Origin of the sequence: Geomicrobium sediminis (genome assembly GCF_016908595.1) — a bacterium.
GTDB lineage: Bacteria > Bacillota > Bacilli > Bacillales > Marinococcaceae > Geomicrobium_A > Geomicrobium_A sediminis.
The window spans coordinates 36,949-52,797 of record NZ_JAFBEC010000013.1; the positions used below are offsets into that span (position 1 = coordinate 36,949).

19 protein-coding genes are annotated in these 15,849 nt (G+C 42.3%); 3 read left to right on the plus strand and 16 right to left on the minus strand.

What is annotated here, in order from left to right; all coding sequences use genetic code 11:
- Positions 1-20 precede the first annotated feature (20 nt).
- The 7 genes from rplI to JOD17_RS21870 all read right to left on the minus strand — a co-directional run bounded on the left by rplI (position 21) and on the right by JOD17_RS21870 (position 5,522).
- A complete protein-coding gene (gene rplI / locus JOD17_RS17550) occupies positions 21-464 on the minus strand; it encodes a 50S ribosomal protein L9 (protein ID WP_204699312.1) in 444 nt (147 codons plus the stop codon).
- A complete protein-coding gene (locus JOD17_RS17555; RefSeq protein WP_204699314.1) occupies positions 461-2,428 on the minus strand; it encodes a DHH family phosphoesterase in 1,968 nt (655 codons plus the stop codon). Before JOD17_RS17555 ends, rplI begins: the two co-directional genes overlap by 4 nt.
- 4 nt (positions 2,429-2,432) lie before the next feature.
- On the minus strand, positions 2,433-3,383 hold the full coding sequence (locus tag JOD17_RS17560; RefSeq protein WP_042414476.1) for a YybS family protein: 951 nt from the start codon (positions 3,381-3,383) through the stop codon (positions 2,433-2,435).
- A 152-nt stretch (positions 3,384-3,535) separates the two neighbouring features.
- Positions 3,536-3,763, minus strand: coding sequence for a 30S ribosomal protein S18 (gene rpsR, locus JOD17_RS17565; RefSeq protein WP_042358060.1), 228 nt, complete (start codon positions 3,761-3,763; stop codon positions 3,536-3,538).
- Positions 3,764-3,783: 20 nt separating this feature from the next.
- Positions 3,784-4,296 carry a single-stranded DNA-binding protein gene (gene ssb, locus JOD17_RS17570; RefSeq protein ID WP_042414474.1) on the minus strand — a complete coding sequence of 171 codons (513 nt, stop codon included), beginning with the start codon at positions 4,294-4,296 and terminating at the stop codon, positions 3,784-3,786.
- Between the two features lie 26 nt (positions 4,297-4,322).
- Positions 4,323-4,610, minus strand: a complete 288-nt coding sequence (gene rpsF / locus JOD17_RS17575) for a 30S ribosomal protein S6 (protein ID WP_042358059.1) — start codon at positions 4,608-4,610, stop codon at positions 4,323-4,325.
- Between the two features lie 642 nt (positions 4,611-5,252).
- On the minus strand, positions 5,253-5,522 hold the full coding sequence (locus JOD17_RS21870) for a nuclease-related domain-containing protein (protein ID WP_204699357.1): 270 nt from the start codon (positions 5,520-5,522) through the stop codon (positions 5,253-5,255).
- Positions 5,523-5,819: 297 nt separating this feature from the next.
- Here JOD17_RS21870 and JOD17_RS17585 point away from each other — a divergent pair, with 297 nt between their 5' ends.
- Positions 5,820-6,356, plus strand: a complete 537-nt coding sequence (locus JOD17_RS17585; RefSeq protein WP_204699316.1) for a PadR family transcriptional regulator — start codon at positions 5,820-5,822, stop codon at positions 6,354-6,356.
- Entirely contained in the window at positions 6,341-6,799 is a 459-nt protein-coding gene (locus JOD17_RS17590; RefSeq protein ID WP_204699318.1) for a DUF4188 domain-containing protein, read from the plus strand. The genes JOD17_RS17585 and JOD17_RS17590 overlap by 16 nt, the downstream gene beginning before the upstream one ends.
- 53 nt (positions 6,800-6,852) lie before the next feature.
- Here the strand turns inward: JOD17_RS17590 and ychF are convergent, their stop codons facing one another.
- From ychF to JOD17_RS17605, 3 genes are all read right to left on the minus strand, one after another.
- Positions 6,853-7,953, minus strand: coding sequence for a redox-regulated ATPase YchF (gene ychF / locus JOD17_RS17595; protein ID WP_204699320.1), 1,101 nt, complete (start codon positions 7,951-7,953; stop codon positions 6,853-6,855).
- Between the two features lie 16 nt (positions 7,954-7,969).
- Positions 7,970-8,164: a DUF951 domain-containing protein gene (locus tag JOD17_RS17600; RefSeq protein ID WP_042358055.1), complete on the minus strand. Its 195-nt coding sequence runs from the start codon at positions 8,162-8,164 to the stop codon at positions 7,970-7,972.
- A gap of 99 nt (positions 8,165-8,263) precedes the next feature.
- A complete protein-coding gene (locus tag JOD17_RS17605; protein WP_204699322.1) occupies positions 8,264-9,289 on the minus strand; it encodes a YkvI family membrane protein in 1,026 nt (341 codons plus the stop codon).
- 90 nt (positions 9,290-9,379) lie between these two features.
- On the opposite strand from JOD17_RS17605, the gene yyaC reads away from it, so the two are divergent.
- Positions 9,380-10,024, plus strand: coding sequence for a spore protease YyaC (gene yyaC, locus JOD17_RS17610; protein ID WP_204699323.1), 645 nt, complete (start codon positions 9,380-9,382; stop codon positions 10,022-10,024).
- Positions 10,025-10,062: 38 nt separating this feature from the next.
- Here yyaC and JOD17_RS17615 read toward each other — a convergent pair whose 3' ends face one another.
- The 6 genes from JOD17_RS17615 to noc form a co-directional block, all read right to left on the minus strand.
- Positions 10,063-11,433, minus strand: coding sequence for an aminotransferase family protein (locus tag JOD17_RS17615; RefSeq protein WP_204699324.1), 1,371 nt, complete (start codon positions 11,431-11,433; stop codon positions 10,063-10,065).
- Positions 11,434-11,568: 135 nt separating this feature from the next.
- Entirely contained in the window at positions 11,569-12,252 is a 684-nt protein-coding gene (locus JOD17_RS17620) for a YczE/YyaS/YitT family protein (RefSeq protein ID WP_239575696.1), read from the minus strand.
- A 228-nt stretch (positions 12,253-12,480) separates the two neighbouring features.
- Positions 12,481-13,185, minus strand: a complete 705-nt coding sequence (locus tag JOD17_RS17625) for a DUF554 domain-containing protein (protein WP_204699325.1) — start codon at positions 13,183-13,185, stop codon at positions 12,481-12,483.
- Between the two features lie 45 nt (positions 13,186-13,230).
- Positions 13,231-14,088: a ParB/RepB/Spo0J family partition protein gene (locus tag JOD17_RS17630; RefSeq protein WP_204699326.1), complete on the minus strand. Its 858-nt coding sequence runs from the start codon at positions 14,086-14,088 to the stop codon at positions 13,231-13,233.
- Positions 14,081-14,842 (minus strand): ParA family protein, encoded by a 762-nt coding sequence (locus JOD17_RS17635; protein WP_042358049.1) that lies wholly within the window; start codon positions 14,840-14,842, stop codon positions 14,081-14,083. Before JOD17_RS17635 ends, JOD17_RS17630 begins: the two co-directional genes overlap by 8 nt.
- Positions 14,843-14,953: 111 nt before the next feature.
- Entirely contained in the window at positions 14,954-15,826 is an 873-nt protein-coding gene (gene noc, locus JOD17_RS17640; RefSeq protein WP_420827950.1) for a nucleoid occlusion protein, read from the minus strand.
- Positions 15,827-15,849: the final 23 nt, after the last annotated feature.

Sequence of the window (15,849 nt, forward strand, 5' to 3'; positions counted from 1 at the left end):
CGTACCCTCACCTCATTTGCTTATTGTTCTTTTACGTGAATGTTAACTGTCGCTGTTACCTCAGGATGAATCTTCACAGGCACTTTCGTAACTCCGAGTGTACGAATTGGCTCGCTAAGTTCAATTTTGCGTTTATCAACCTTAAAGCCTTTTTTCTTGAGCGCTTCATGAATTTGCTTTGTGGACACGGCTCCGAATAACTTACCGCCTTCACCTGCTTTAGCATTCATTTTAACGTCTGTACTTTCTAATTTTGCTTTTGTTTTTTCTGCTGCTTCACGTTCTTCTTGTAGTTTTTTATCATCGCTTTTTTGCTTTGCTTGCAAGTCTTTCATGTTGCCTGTTGAAGCTTCAACCGCTAAATCGTTCTTCAACAAATAGTTACGTGCGTATCCTTCAGACACGTCTTTCACTTCACCTTTTTTCCCTTTACCTTTAACATCTTGCTTGAAAATTACTTTCATGTAGACTGACCTCCCATAGATTGATCCATTGCTTCTTTTAGTTGTTCTTCAACTTGTTCAATAGTCAGGTCATCAAACTGAGCAGCGGCGTTTGATAAATGTCCACCACCACCCAATTTCTCCATAATCACTTGAACGTTAATATCACCTAAGGAACGGGCACTCACACTCACCCGACCGTCATCTCGCCTCGATATGACAAAAGATGCTTTTACGTCATTCATCGTAAGTAACGTATCTGCCGCCTGAGCAATGAGAACAGGGTGATAAGTACGATCTTCTTCACCACGCGCAATTGCCATTCCGCTGCCATACACTGTCGCACGGCCAATGATTTTTGATCGTTCAATATAGTTATCAAGGTCTTCTTTTAAGAGCAATTGCACCGCTGTCGTATCGGCTCCATTAGCTTTTAGGTACGACGCAGCATCAAACGTTCTAGAACCTGTACGAATGCTAAAATGCTTCGTATCGACCATCATCCCTGCAAGCATTGCCGTAGCTTCTAGCGATTCCATTTTCACTTTATTCGGTTGGTATTCAAGCAACTCCGTTACAAGCTCAGACGCTGAAGAAGCATACGGCTCCATATACACAAGCGCTGCATTATCAATAAATTCTTCCCCGCGACGATGATGATCAAGTACAACGACTCGATGTACCCGATCAAGAAGCTTCGGCTCAATAACAAGTGACGGTTTGTGCGTATCAACAACGACGAGAAGTGTCTGCTTCGTTAATTGTTCCAACGCTTCTGTAGGCGAAATAAACCTCGACCATAAATGCTCATGATGTTCAACTTCATCCATAAGCTTCTGAACGTCAGGACTCACTTGATCAGGATCAAGAACGATATACGCATCTTTGTTGTTCACTTCTGCGACTTTTAATACGCCGATACTAGCACCAATCGCATCCATATCAGGCGTTTTATGCCCCATAACGATTACTTGATTACTCTCTCTTACAAAATCCCTTAAAGCATGAGAAATAACCCGTGCTCTTACACGTGTTCGCTTTTCTACCGCGTTCGTCTTTCCGCCATAAAAACGTACTTGCCCGCTTTTCTCTTTAATTGCTACTTGATCCCCACCACGACCTAAAGCAAGATCGAGTGAAGACTGTGCGAGGGATCCGAGATCACGGAGCGTTTTCTCTCCGGTTCCAATTCCAATACTTAGCGTAATCGCTACGCGATCCTTCGATGTTTCTTCACGAATATCATCAACAATTTGGAAACGATTCGTTTCCACTTCTTGAAGAGCCCGATGGTTAAAAACGGCCATAAAACGGTCATCATCAATGCTCCGAAGCAAAATGTCATGCTCATTTGCCCATTTGTTTAACATCGTTACGACTTTGTTTCGGAGACTACTCGTCACTTCGTCATCTAAAGTCTGTGTAACATCATCATAGTTATCTAAATAAATAAAGCCAATAACCGTTTGTTCCTCACGATATCGCTCTTTCGTTTCAATTGTTTCTGTCATATCAAAGAAATAAAGCAAACGCTCATCCGGTCGTTCATACACGTAATGCTCAAGATCGCCAAGCTTCAAGCGATGCTCGGTTTTTTTATCTTCAATATAGATCGGAAGATCTGATGAAATGATCGACAACGACTTCCCTAAATAATCTTCTCCGAGAAGATCACGAATATAAGGATTCGCCCATTGAATTTCAAAGTTCTGGTCATACAACACAATTCCGACTGGTAAATTCGTAACCGCTTCTTCACCTGCTCGATTGACACGGTGGGAGAGTGTTGTAATGTATTGGCTTAACTCTTGTTGGAAATTCGAACGCGCATAGAAAAAAACAACACCGATGACAATGAGTGTCACATAACCTACAACAGCAAGCATCCAATTATAAAAAAGCAACACTGTCACACTCGCTGTTGTGACTGTAAACATAAAGATCATCGGATATAAATACCAATGTTGTTTTGTTATTTCGGGCATACCATCAACCCCTATTTGAATCAGGCTTAATCCGGCTTCTTAAATCAAAACCAAGATCAATGATCCCTAAGATTCGTACAAAGAACGTAATAATCGGTATCACAAGTGCTGAGAACAAGATGATGATCGGTAGCGCCTTTGAGATCTTCTTCACATGGGCAAAATAAAACATAACCGCTGCACCTTGGACAATCATCGCAATCTCAAGTAAAGGTGTAACATTCATCATGAAAATTGAAAGTGCTGATCCTGGGTCGCTTACCCCAACAAGGCTAACGATAATACCGAGTAAATAAATCCAGATAAAAAATGTCGGCAATGACCACTCTCTAAGAGGTGGAAAACCGAACGGCTTATTCAACAGTCTTCTTAAAATCGGATGCGCAATGACTTGCGTGATAAACGCGTACATCACACCTGTAAAAATCATAAGCATCGCAGACATTTGCGGAATCATATTCGCTAATTCCCGGTATGCAGTAATCGCTTCTTCGTCCGTTTCTGCACCAAAGTTCTGCATTAATTGTTCTGCCGAGTTCATCGACTCAATCATACCTGTGCGAATCGCTTCAAAAGGATGGATTCCCATCACAACATTCGAAAATACAAAGAGCACAAAAATTGCTAGAACATAACTTACACTACCTGTAAATAAGGTCTGAAATGCCCCTCTACCTTTTGAATAGCTCACACCCATTACAAAACCGCCAATTCCAAACAACAGAATAATTGGCAATGCTAAAGCTGTGGCAAGCAGAAAGGTTATAAGCGTTGCAACTACTAATACGAGAGCCCCCGGCTTCATTCCGTGACGGATCGTATAAACCATCATCGGTAGCGGCAATAACCAAATCGTCAAAAGCGCTACAACAGGGATATATAGTGTCATAACCATAAGTATGGTAAACAGAGCAACAACGACGGCTCCTTCGGTAATTCTACGTGACTGATTCATTCAGAAAATAACCACCAATCTTAGGCTTCATACATATCTTACACTGATCTATTGTAGCCCATTCACACGTAAATTGAAAGGTAATGCTCTTTAAGTATACGTGAAAAAAGCCGCCATCTACTAATGAGATGACGGCTTCCTTGAACACATTCTTAAACTTCTTTCGCGTATGGAAGAAGTGCTGCTTGACGTGAACGCTTGATCGCGATCGTCAATTTGCGTTGATACTTCGCAGAAGTACCAGTCACACGACGAGGAAGAATTTTTCCTCGCTCTGAGATAAACTTACGGAGAAGATCAAGATCTTTGTAGTCGATGCGCTTGATCTTATTTACCGTGAAATAACATACCTTTCTACGCTTGCCTCTACGACGTGCCATGTGGTCTCGCTCCTTTCAATTTAAAATGGTAAATCGTCGTCCGATATATCAATCGGTTTTCCATCATTAGAAAATGGATCGTCGTTCAGGTTCGATGATTGACGTTGTGGTGGCTCTTGAGAGTAAGAACCATTCTGGCTGTAGCCTCCACCGCTTTGGCCGTAGCCTCCGCCTTGTTGGAAACCACCGCCGCCTCCACCGCTCCCTTGGGAGTTTCTCGGTTCGAGGAACTGAACGCTTTCAGCCTGAACTTCCACAACTTTCACGCGCTTGCCTTCTTGGTTTTCAAAGCTGCGGCTTTGTAAGCGGCCATCAATCCCTGCCAAACTTCCTTTTTTCAAGTAGTTTGCCACGTTTTCTGCCTGCTTCCTCCACACAACACAGCTGAAAAAGTCCGCTTCACGCTCTCCTTGCTGGTTCGTAAACGGTCGATTCACAGCAATACTAAAGTTTGCAACTGCAACTCCATTCGGCGTGTAACGAAGCTCCGGGTCATGGGTGAGCCGGCCGACAAGCACAACGCGATTAATCATGCGTAACCCTCCCTTTTATCTATCAATTAGTCGTCTTCGCGAACGACAAGTGTACGAATAACATCATCAGTTAGCTTAACACGACGGTCAAACTCGTTTACCGCTGCTGCGTTAGCATTAACTTTTGTAATTACATAGTAGCCTTCTTTGAAATCGTTGATTTCGTAAGCAAGACGACGTCTTCCTTTTTCATCAACTGATGTGATTTCAGCACCGTTGTCTGTAAGGATCTTTTGGAAACGCTCATTAGCAGCTTTCACTGACTCCTCGTCCAACTGTGGGCTAAGAATGTAAAGAATTTCATATTTACGCATTCTAGTCACCTCCCTTTGGTCTAAACGGCCCTCACTTCATTAAGTAAGAGCAAGGAGCAATAAAACGGGTTATCCCATTTCTATACTCACAACAATCAATTCTATCAGGAAACGTGCGCAATCACAAGTTGGAATTTTTATATAGGTAAGAAGTGTACGAGCGAGGTTGTGGGGGCGTGGTTTAAGTGGTTCGGGACAACAAAAGTTCAGCTATGTGGCGATCTTAATGTTGTCAGCTTCATTTTGCGATAATACGCTTAAAAACCACATAAAGCTAAGGTTCTCATGTTATTGGCATCTTTAACTTGTACTTTGTCTGTTTTTGTTTACCAAGTTGCCTTTCTGAAAGCTCATACAGTATGGCTTACGTGTCTTTTCTCCACAGTGATAGCACGTCCAATACGTGTGCCATTTTTCTCTTTGAAGTGTAAATCCGAAACAGCGTTCACAATACATTTCACCCTGAAGATCCCCAAAAGCTAGACCAAACGACTTTAATGGGCTGAACCATGCAAGGTGGACAGTTTCGCTCCGCCAAACTCGTGCTAGGACCGTTTCTTTATAAAACTCAGATACACTTAAAATTGTTTTATGTGACGTAAAATTAGCACGACTGAATAAGGGTAAATGTTCAGGTAATTTTTAATGCTGAAGGAATGTTTTTAGCAAGTGTTCTTGTCGAAGACATTGCTCAAGAGGATTTGGAAACATCTCAATATTCGTGTCTACACGCATGAATTGATCGTATTCTCCGAAATGAACAAATCCATGAATGCGTTTGACTTCAAGAATGAGTATATAACTTAATATAAACACCAAAAAATCGAGTTGAAACGCAGATTCACTTACGAGGCGAGTGTTGTCGACTACTAGAAGGGCTTCGGTTGGCGGTCTACACTTTTGAGGTGAAATCCAAGTTGCCTTTCACCAGCAAAACCTGCTTGTGCTCGTCGCAGCCTGTTTTCTACTTAAAGGATTATGCCGTTATTCTCTTGTGGTAACCGATGGGATAACGCTTCTACAAACAATCAAACTTGTTCAGGTGCTCTCAACGCCTTTACATATTCACTCAATCATAGATCCCCTCCTTCTATGAACAAGTTTTCGACAGCAAACGATGAAAACCTGCCGTAACCCAAAATAATATTGACTTTTCAGACATTAATATATATCTTTAAGATACATATCATATAGATATAGGGGTGTAGAATGAAAACAGAAACAAAATGGATCATTTTAGGGATACTCACGTCCGAGTGCAAAACCGGATATGACATAAAAAACTTAATCGACGCCAGCTTTAGTCACTTTTGGAAAATGAGTTACGGTCAAATTTACCCTGCGCTGAAAACGTTAGTAGAAGATGGATACGCTACCCAATCTGTCGTTAAAGCTGATGGAACACCTGAACGCAAAGAGTATACGATCACTACCGCCGGAAAAAAGAAACTCGAAGAATGGCTTACTGCTCCTGTAAATGAAACTGTTGTTATGCGTAATGAATTGCTTGTGAAATTATTTTTCGGACTGGAGATGCAAAGAGAACAAGCGCTTGAGCACCTAGATAAACAAGGACAAATGCTAAGTGAAAAGCTCGAAGTCTATCACACCATTGAAAAGAACATCCAAACCCATAATGATTCTGAATTTTGGCTGTACACGCTTAATTACGGTAAGGAAATTGCTCAAGCCGAACTACGTTGGTGCCAAAAAACAAAGGAGAGTATTCAATGCAAAAGCGAATAAGTACGCGTAACGATCAAGATCTTGTCGTATTCATCATCGGAATGAGAATTAACAAATGGTGGGACGTAAAAAATTGGTGGCCAGTATTTATGGCCATGAGACCGATGCTTCAAGAGCTGTATGCAGATAAAAGTATAGGCTTCTTGTCACAAGACACTACACTTGGCAGTCGCACGATTGTTCTGACGCAATATTGGGAAAGCATCGATCAGCTCCTCGATTATGCACACGGTAAAACCCATAAAGAAGCGTGGATCAATTTCTACAAAAAGTCAGCAAAAAGCGAAGCCGTAGGCATTTTCCACGAAACATATGAAGTGAAGGCTGGTGCTTATGAATCCGTTTATTCGCGAATAAACAAGCCAAGAGGCATTTTAAAAGCAAGAGAAGTGCAAGCATTGACTGATGACTCTACAGCTAAGAGTCGCCTAACTCACCCTTAAAACTCATTACCGCACGAGTCGTTATAATAAAAAAAGCTCCCACACGGGAGCTTTTACACATTAAACCTAAAGTGAATAACATCGCCATCAAGTACGACGTAGTCTTTTCCTTCAAGGCGGACTTTACCGGCTTCTTTTGCTTTCGTCATTGAACCGAGTTCTTTAAGGTCTTCATATGCGACCACTTCGGCACGGATGAATCCTCGCTCAAAGTCGGTATGGATGACGCCTGCGGCTTGTGGTGCCTTTGTGCCTTTACGAATCGTCCACGCGCGAACTTCTTGTTCTCCAGCAGTGAAGTATGTGGAGAGACCTAAAAGAGCGTAAGCTGCACGAATTAAGCGATCGAGTCCTGCTTCTTCAATGCCAAGATCAGCGAGGAAGCTTTGGCGGTCGTCGCCTTCTAGTTCAGCAACTTCAGCTTCAATGCTTGCACATATCGTAATTACTTCTGCGTTTTCTTCCGTTGCACGGGTACGAACGCGAGCGACGTACTCGTTATCTTCGTCAGACAAGAGATCTTCTTCGCTAACATTTGCGACATAAAGGACTGGTTTCAACGTTAACAGTTGGAAACCCTTAGCAAGCTTATGCTCCTCATCGTCAAGATCGACTGAACGCGCTGGCTTTTCTGCCTCAAGTGCATCGACGATTTTTTGGAGAACCGATTGCTCAGCAATCGCTGTTTTGTCCTTCGTTTTGGCGAGCTTGTTTACTTTTTCAAGACGTTTTGAAACCGTTTCAAGGTCAGCGAGAATCAGCTCTAAGTTAATCACTTCCATGTCTCTTAGAGGATCAACACTTCCCGAAACGTGGGTGATGTCATCATTATCAAAACAACGGACAACGTGAGTAATCGCATCAACTTCACGAATGTGAGATAAGAATTTATTCCCAAGTCCTTCACCCTTGCTAGCACCTTCTACAATTCCAGCAATGTCCGTGAATTCAAATGTCGTTGGGACTGTTTTCTTTGGATTTACAAGTTCAGTAAGAACTTGTAAACGGTGATCAGGTACTTCAACGATTCCGACGTTCGGGTCGATTGTTGCGAATGGGTAGTTCGCTGCTTCAGCACCTGCTTGGGTAATTGCATTAAAAAGCGTTGACTTACCGACGTTTGGTAGGCCAACAATTCCTGTTGTTAAAGCCATCGTATAGTCACTTCCTTTACTCTGCTCGTTCAAGCACCTTTTTCATTTTACGGGCGAATGTCTTTCTCGGGATCATGACGCTATGATCACAACCTTCACATTTAATGCGAATGTCCATTCCCATACGAATAATCTTCCAACGGTTCGTCCCACACGGATGAGGTTTTTTCATTTCCACAATGTCTTTCAGTTGAAAATCAGTCTCCGTCAAGGCATTCGCCCCCTCTATTAAAGATTCATTACATACATATAGAAAAGCTTCCGAAGATCGGAAGCCTTTCGTATTATACCATAACTTGTAACCTTCGTTCTAGCGCAGTTTCGGTTGGTCTTCTTGGAGAAAAGGGAAGAGCAAAACGGAGCCTAACAAGTATAAATTCAGCATCCCATAAAGAGGATACAAAAAACCAACCAATGTTGAGAATCCGAACGTTGTCATCGGGATCAAAGCAGTGACAATGACGAACGTTAACAGCCACCCAGGTGCAGTAAACAAATTTTTAAAGCGACTAATTAAACCTAAGATGTTGGCAGCAGCCGTTGTGAAGATGGCTGTCCATAAAAGGATCGTCATTGCAAAAACTAAAATCGACGGATAGGAACTTAAAATCGAGAATAACGGAATTTCATAGAGCAGTAAATCATCCGCTACCCTAAGTAACGATTGATTATAAATTAATGACACTCCTCCTAAAATTAAACCGCTACCAATCGTAGCAATCCATACCTCACCTTTATGTTCAATCTTCGTACCAATCGCAGATAGTACAGCGACAACGGGAAGTAAATTAAGGGCTGTAAACGTTAAAGCTGATGGCCAGTTGCTTTGTGCTCCCCACTCTAATGAAAAGCCGCCTTCGCTCGTCCATTGAAAGATAATCAAAATAACAACAAGGCAGATGATCAGCATTGGCGTCAAAAAATTGTTCACAGACGTTAACCCGTCCAGGTCCCAGATAAACAATACGACAAGCAAAATGCACATGAGGCCAATTCCAAACCAATAGGGGAGTTCGAACGTCTGAAGTGTTGCACCTCCACCAGAGATCATAATTCCAGTCGTAAGGAACAGATACAAAATAATGAGCTTGTCATACGCTTTTGCAAGCCGTTTTCCAAGCAATGCTTCTAAAACAACGACGTAGTTTTCCGCTTTCAAAGAAATGCTTAGCTTTAAGATTACATACGAGCAGATCATGAACAGTCCGCTGAATAATAGGATTGCAACGACGCTATCTGCGCCGAAAAATTGCCATATTTCTCGACCAGAAGCGTACCCTGCTCCGATCATCGTTCCTGTTAATAAAAGCATCCACTTTATTCCACGACCGATCATACTATTCTCCCCTTATTCAACCCGTTGTATAGTCTTTGAAAAAAGTTCCTATACTGGGACTAGTATGTTTTGGGAGAAAGAGGTATGTCCATGAAGCTATCATTTTTTAAAGAAAAGGTGTTTTCTTATCCATTTTACTTTGAAGAGCATCCGTCTAGTGATTCATTGGGACATCTGATGTATGAGGAAATTCTACGCTCTACAAAACGACATACGATTGTCCTTCTTTGTATCGGTACCGATCGTTCCACAGGGGATGCGTTTGGACCTCTAGTTGGCACAATTATTAAAGAGAACAGTGAACGACGTATGCACGTATACGGGACACTAGAAAATCCTGTTCATGCGCTAAACCTTAAAGAAACCCTTGAAGACATCGAAAAAAAACACCCTCTTGCTTTGCTCATTGCGGTTGATGCGAGCATGGGAAGAGCAGAAAACGTCGGACGGGTTACGTTTGCTTCTGGTCCCCTTCATCCCGGTAGCGCAGTTCATAAACGTCTACCTGAAGCGGGTGATATGCATATGACGGGGACAGTCAATGTGAGCGGTATGATGGAACATGTAACGTTACAGAATACACGATTGTACTTTGTGATGCAGATGGCCGAATGGGCTGCCAATGCGTTGCTTACGATGGACAGACTCCTCCATACCCATACGACAAGACCAACACGTACCGTCTTTACTACAGAAACTTCACAGTTATTAACCTCAAGCACAAACCAACACTAAAAAGCCCCAACATTGAATGTTGAGGCGTTTACTTACTCTTAAAGCTCAGCTTCAAACGCTGTAATGCCTGCGCTAAAGCGTTCTATCAGTTCATCAATTTCAGGCTGAGAAATGATTAACGGTGGAGCTAACGGGATAATGTTAATGCCGTTCCCTCCAGAGGTTCGAACGAGCAGGCCTCGATCGAAGCAATGTTGGTACAATTTCTCAGCTGCATTATCTTGAGGGTCAAAGCGCTCAAATGACTTCGAATCTTTGAACAGTTCAATTGAACGTAGAAGACCCATCCCTCTCGTAAGGCCGACAGATGTATGTTTAGTAACTAATTCTTCTAAACGATCACCGAAATACTCGCCCATCTCTTTCGCACGATCAACAAGTCCGTCGCGTTCAATAATTTCGATGTTTTTAAGGCCTACTGCACAAGCCATTGCATGACCGCTATACGTAAATCCATGTGCCAGTACGCCATCAAAATCATTAATCACTTTGCGAATTTTGTCGTGAATTAAGACGCCGCCAAGCTGAGCATAACCGCTTGTAATGCCTTTAGCAACTGACATGAAATCAGGAACAACATCCCAATGCTCGACAGCAAACATGCTTCCAGTACGTCCGAAGCCACAAATGACTTCATCGGCAATAAAATGAATATCATACTCATTACAAAGCTTACGCACCGCTTCCAAATAACCAGCAGGTGGTACGTAAATACCTCCAGCACCTTGGATCGGTTCAATAATTACGGCAGCAACGGTTTCTTTACCTTCACGTTCGATAACACCTCGAATACTTCGCTCATAATGATCCGCATCTTTATTGCCCCGCTCACAATCCGTAAGGTGTGGCACTGCATGATACACATCGTTCATGTGAGACCCTGAAAATGCATGAAACGCTGGTAAATGCGTCGCCGACTGCGCACCAATCGTCACACCATGATAGGAGCGTTCTAAGGCGATTATTTTTTTCTTTTCTGGTTTGCCAACTTGTTCCCAGTAGAAACGGGAAAGTTTAAATGCTGTATCATTTGATTCTGAGCCCCCAGAAGTAAAGAACACCGAATTTAATCCGTTTGGTGCAATTTCTGCTAACTTCTCAGAAAGGTTAATTGCTGAAGGATTTGAGTAACCTTTGAACGATGATGCATAAGCGAGTGTTTCCATTTGTTCAAAAGCCGTTTGTGCCAATTCCTTATTTCCGTGCCCAACGTTAACATTCCACAAGCTTGATAGCCCGTCGATGTAACGCTTGCCTTCAATATCCTCAAGGTAAATGCCTTGACCACGACGCAAAACAATCGATGCCCCAGATTTCGCTTGTTGTTTCGGATTCGAAGTCGGATGTAGAAAATGCTTTTGATCTTTCTTCAACAAATCTTTGTCAGTGTGCAATGCTTTATGCGCCATTCCCCAATCACTCCCAAAGTTACGAAAAGTAAGATTATTTTAATCATCTTTATTAGTTTATCATCCTTTTTACCGTAAGGATAGTATTGTTAGCGCTTTCAATAAAAGATAACAACTACACGAATCATGTAGTCGTTAGGCAATTGGTGTAGCTTCCTGTCGAATTGATGTTGCGTGGTCTTGCCAGCCTGCGACTTGCTTTCGCCAAAAGAATAATGACGATTGCATAACTGGACCAATTAGAAATACCGACAAAAATGTCCCGAATGCAACAGGTCCACCAATTAACCAACCGAGAAGGAGGGCACAACCTTCTAATATTGTTCGTACGGAACGGATCGACCAACCTGAACGTTTCGCAACCGCTAGCGTCACACCGTCACGAGGACCCGCACCAAGACGCGTTGACACATACATTCCTGATCCTAGCCCGATCAACACAATACCGATAAATAACAAAATGACAAGCTGCCAAGTTGCACTCATCCACTCTGCAATTGGCAATAATAGCCACATATCAAGAAAAAGTCCGACGAGAATAATATTTAAAATACTTCCGACTTGTGGCCACTCCCGTTCCATCCAACAAGCAATCGCAATCATAATAATTCCAATGATTTGAACCCAAACACCAATACTAAGTGGCGTTAAGTTCGCAAGTCCAATGTGTAACACGTCCCACGTAGCTGTCCCCATGGATGATTTGATCATCAAACTGCCTCCAAATGCCATCACAAGTAGCCCTGCCAAAAATAAACCGAGACGTTTAAAAAAATATGTTCTCCCATACATCGAATAATCTGCGATGAGTTTCCCCATAACTAATCCTTCTTTCTCTCTTCCCCTTGCTATAAAACAAAAATAAAATAACTCTCCAAAAGAGAGCTATCCGTTCAAAAAACCTTCGTGCAATCAAAACACTCGGTCGTTCTATTTATTAGTATACGCCTCATTGTAGTAATCTTCAATACGGGTATTCCATCACAGTTGCGACAAAAGATTCCTTTCAGGAATCTTTTGTCATTACCAGATAAACCAAAATGGTTTTTATACGTAATGTATCACCGCAACACAGAGAAAAACGATCGGCAACGCTGGCAGTAAATTCGCAACCTTAATATGAAGTAAACCTAGAATTCTAAGCCCGATTGCAATAATCATAATGCCGCCAACAGCCGTCATTTCAAGAATAAAATGATCAAGCATTTCAGCAGGAACGACACGATCAATTTGACCGGCTAACAGTGCAATTCCCCCCTGATATAGGACAACCGGCACGAGTGAGAAGAGGACACCGATCCCAAAGATTGAAGAAAAGAGCACCGCTGTAAAACCATCTAGCATCGCCTTTGTATAAAGTAAACTGTGATCCAAGCGCAATCCACTATCGAGTGCTCCAAGAACAGCCATGGCTCCAACAACGTAGACGAGAGATGCAGTTACAAATCCTTTAGCAAACTGTGACTCCCCGCCTTTTGGACCGACTTTTTGTTCAATCCAATCTCCAGCATCATTGAGACGTTGCTCAATCTGCCACCACTCCCCTAATATTGCACCGATGACTAAGCAACCGACCGTGATTAGGAATTGCTCGCCTTCAAGAGCCATTGAAATGCCAAGTATAACAATGGCCAAACCGAGCGCTTGCATGACAATTGTCTTCATGCGCTCTGGGATTTTCTTTAACATTAACCCGATTAGTGAACCGACTAAGATGGCTGCACCGTTTACTAACGTCCCAATAAGTACCATACTCTGTTCTCCATTCTAAAAAAAAGAAACCATCGAGATCGATGGCTAATCAGTTTCCTCACCGAGTAACGAAAGAATTCTCGACAAATCATCATCAGTGAGAAATTCGATTTCTATTTTTCCTTTATGTTTCCCCTTTTTAATCGTTACAGAAGTTCCGAAGTACGTTTGTAATTCACGTTCCGTTTTCTCAATATGAAACGGCTTCTTTTGTTCTTTTTCAGGGGGGTTATTCATCGTACCACGTTCGTTAAATTCTTGAACAAGCTTTTCCGTATTTCGAACATTTAACTCATCTCGTATGACGATGGCTGCTGCTTCTTGAATATGCTCTTTAAGATGCATCCCGAGCAATGCTCGACCATGTCCCATTGAAAGCTTTCGTTCACGTATCAACTCTTGAACACCACTTGGGAGTTGAAGCAAGCGCATATGGTTCGCAATGTATGGGCGACTTTTTCCGACTCTTTGTCCTAACTTCTCTTGCGTCATGCCAAGTTGCTCAATTAATTTCTTATAAGCAATGGCTTCTTCTAGAGGATTAAGATCTTCTCGTTGTAAGTTCTCAATCAGCGCAATTTCCATCATGTCTTCATCGCTTAATTCCTTAACGATGACAGGAACTTGTTTCATGTCCAAACGTTTTGCCGCTCGGAATCGTCGTTCCCCTGCAACAATGTCGTAGCCTTTAATACCTTGTCGGACGATTAATGGTTGAACAATGCCATGCTCTCGAATCGATTGTGACAATTCTTCAATCGTTTCATCATGAAAAGACGACCGTGGTTGATAAGGATTTGCTCGTAACTCCTTAATCGGTACACGTTGTACTTGTTCAAGATCCACGTCTTGTTCTTCATTCGGAAATAGAGCCTGCAAACCTCGTCCCAGACCTTTAGGCACCTGTAACCACTTCCTTTGCAAGTTCTAAATATACATCGGCTCCTCGTGACTTCGGATCATATAAAATAATTGGCATGCCGTGGCTTGGTGCTTCGCCTAAGCGTACCGTCCTTGGCACAATCGTCTTAAACACCTTATCTTGGAAATATTTCTTCACTTCTTCAATGACTTGTAAGCCGAGATTTGTTCTCGCATCAAGCATTGTTAGTAATACGCCTTCAATTTCTAGTGAAGAATTTAAATGCTTTTGTACGAGGCGTACGGTGTTTAATAACTGACTTAAACCTTCTAACGCGTAGTATTCACACTGCACAGGAATCAGTACTGCATCCGCTGCAGTCAATGCATTAATCGTTAATAATCCTAATGATGGTGGGCAATCAACAATAATATAATCAAATTGGTTCGCAATAGGGGCTAACCCCTTTTTCAAACGAACTTCCCGAGAAATTGTCGGAACAAGTTCAATCTCAGCGCCGGACAGCTGAATCGTTGCTGGAATAACGAATAAATTCTCAACGACTGTCGGGTGAATGAGCGTTTGAACATCATGATCGTCTACTAGTAAATTGTAGACGCAATAATCAAGGTCGCCTTTTTCAATCCCAGTTCCACTCGTCGCATTTCCTTGAGGATCAATATCGACGAGAAGTACACGCTTTCCTATATAAGCAAGGCAAGCACTCAGATTAACCGAGCTTGTTGTCTTACCAACACCGCCCTTTTGGTTCGCAATCGCAATTACCTTCGCCAAACTGCCCACCACCCTCCACAAAAGAGATCATTTTCTTTTATTCTAGCATTGAACAAGAAAAGCGCAAGAAACCGAACAAAAAAGCAACCTACCATTACAGATAATGATAGATTACTTCTTGGGAATTCGGATCGTAAATTGATAATATTCATCGTGTTCCTCTTCAGAACTATCAACATTCATTCCTGATTTCTCAACCATTGAAAGTGACTCACGAATTGTATTCATAGCAATTCTCATGTCTTTAGGAAAATGTTGCTTTCGAGCGCGCTTTTTCTTAGGCTCGTCCGAAGGTTCTTTTGCTTCAAGTAACCGAACCGCTGCCTCTTCCGTTTGTTTCACATTGTAACCGTGCTCCACAACTTCTTGAAGCAATTGTTCTTGAAGAGAAGGGTCTTCTTTTAAGCGGATCAGTGCCCGGGCATGGCGCTCACTAATCTGACGGTTTAATAATGCTTGTTGTACTGATTCTGGCAACGATAACAGTCGCAATTTATTCGCAATCGTTGATTGGCCTTTCCCTAATCGTTGGGCAAGGCTTTCTTGAGTAAGCGAATGCCAATCAATTAATTGTTTATATGCTCTCGCTTCTTCAATGACGGTTAATTCTTCACGCTGCAAGTTCTCAATTAAGGCAAGTGATGCCGTCTGTGCATCGTTAAACTCTTTAACGAGTGCCGGAATCTCGGTCCATTCTAATGATTGTACTGCACGCCAACGTCTTTCACCGGCAATGAGTTCAAACTTACCCTCTCGCTCTCGCACAACAATTGGTTGCAAGATTCCATGGGTATGGATCGTTCTTGCAAGCTCTTCAATTTTCTCGTCTGAAAAAATCGTACGAGGTTGGAACGGATTCGGTACGATATCAGTGACTGGAATAAGACGGACCTCTTCATGGTGCCCTTTCTCATCCTTTATTTCTATTTCGCTGCTTTTAGACTCTTCACCAAAACCGAAAAAACGCTGAATAGAACTTTTCACCGTCTCCCCCCTCACGCTGTTCA